General features: G+C 61.8%; 2 protein-coding genes. One reads left to right on the forward strand and one right to left on the reverse strand.

The window, feature by feature from the left end; all coding sequences use genetic code 11:
- Nucleotides 1–97 precede the first annotated feature (97 nt).
- Nucleotides 98–733, reverse strand: coding sequence for a sugar transferase (locus WA989_RS17625; protein WP_424341782.1), 636 nt, complete (start codon nucleotides 731–733; stop codon nucleotides 98–100).
- Between the two features lie 759 nt (nucleotides 734–1,492).
- Here WA989_RS17625 and WA989_RS17630 point away from each other — a divergent pair.
- A partial coding sequence (locus tag WA989_RS17630) for an oligosaccharide flippase family protein (RefSeq protein WP_424341783.1) occupies nucleotides 1,493–1,916 on the forward strand: 424 nt, incomplete at its 3' end.

The raw sequence follows: 1,916 nt of genomic DNA on the forward strand, positions 1-1,916 counted from the left end.
GAATTGAGGCGCACGAACCTCGTTCGCACGCCTCAGGCAGCTGGCAACGGGAAGCCGCCGGCCGGTCCGGCCGGCTGACGGGAGCGCGTCGGCGCGATCAGTAGCTGCCGCGCGAGCGCAGGACCGCCATCGGCGTGCGCAGGATGATCATCATGTCGCGCACGAAGCTCCAGCGGCGGACATAGTAGGTGTCGAGTGTCACGCGCCGGGCAAAGTCCACGTCGCTGCGGCCGGAGACCTGCCACAGTCCGGTCAGGCCGGGACGGGTGGCGGTGTAGTACCGGGTGGCGACGCCATAATAGGCGATCTCGGGGCCGGTCACGGGACGCGGACCGACGAGGCTCATGTCGCCGCGCAGGATGTTGAAGAGCTGCGGGAGCTCGTCGAGGCTCGTCTTGCGCAGGAAACGGCCGAGCGCGGTGACGCGCGGGTCGTCACGCAGCTTGCGGGTGGTTTCCCACTCGACCTTCGCGGCAGGGTTCTGTGCGAGGTGCTGTGCGAGGACGACGTCGCCATTCGACACCATCGTGCGCAGCTTGAGGCAGCGGAACGACTGGCGACCGAAACCGAGACGGTTGTGGCCGAAGAACATCGGGCCACCGTCCTGCAGGCGGATCAAAAGACCGAACAAAAGAATGACCGGCGCAGCGACAATGAGCGCAGTGCCGGAAACGGCCACGTCGAGCGCCCGCTTCCAGATGCCGCCCACCGGGCTGGCCTGCGAGGTTTCCACGAACGCAACGTTCGCTTGTCCAATCGTGCGCCGGATTAAAGCCACTGAACTAACCGTCATAATTAAATACGCTCCGAACTTACCGAACTTCGAGCGCCACACGCCCGCCATCTTACCCCGAAAAGCGCAGGTTCAACCGACCCACTACCCTGCTCAAAGAATGTTCATGCCTCATAGCCTTCTCTTCGCGGTGCATCAAACGAAATTTGATTAACCGTTAAGAAAAATTAGCCTCTCAGCAATTACAAATTCAACCAGTAGTTCCAGCGTCTTACCGTTACCCAGATCACACGTAAGCGCCATCGGTCTCGGCGCAAGGCAGCTATGTCGGTTCGCTGCTTCTGCGCCGCAACACGGCGTGTGCTTGTCGTGGACACGTTCAGACAAGAGGGCTATAGACCCCCCCGCCGCCATTGTCGACCCATTTTCGCCTCATTTGAATCGGACTTAAGTCTTAGTTGTGATTGAATTCGGGCCTAGCCTCGATTACGCCCCGGCGCGGGCGGTTCGGCCGGCGCTCGAGCAGTCCGCCTCACTTTTCATGCCGTTTGAAGTCGGTCATCGCTTCGTTCGAGAGCTGCGCGGCGCAGGTTTCGATGCGAACAACGGTGGAACCGTCGGGTTCGTTTAGGAAATTATGCGCTGCGCTTTACGACGGATTATGTCGGCCATCTCGAATCAGGATGAGGCCGCAGCCTGTCCCGGCCGGTGCACGATATGCTCTGCGCGAGCACGCGCCATCATGGATCGGAGTGAAGCGTGAGCATCGATGCTGCACCCAAACGGCCCTGGCGCCTCGACGCCGCGCGGTTGCGCAAACTGAAGACGGCCGGCCTCTCGGTGTTCGCGCGGACGCTGCAGCAGGCAACCACCTTCATCCTCACGATTCTCGCCGCGCGGTTCATCCTGCCGGCCGAGTACGGCATCTACACGCTCTCGGTCGTGTTCATGACGCTCGCCCAGACGCTCACCTATTCGGGCTTCTTCCAGTTCGTCGTGACGCAAAAGGGCGAAGAGAAGCCCTTGCTCGACACGCTGTTCTGGCTGATCGCGGGCCTTTCGACCCTATCGGCCATCGCCATGTGGGTGGGCGCCCCGTTCCTTGCGCGCGCGTTCGATGCGCCCGAGCTGAAAACCGTCCTGCAGCTCTTTGCCTACGTCCAGCCGTTCTCTGCCATCGCGG

The organism is Henriciella sp. (assembly GCF_049649345.1).
In the GTDB taxonomy this organism is placed as follows: Bacteria; Pseudomonadota; Alphaproteobacteria; order Caulobacterales; family Hyphomonadaceae; genus Henriciella.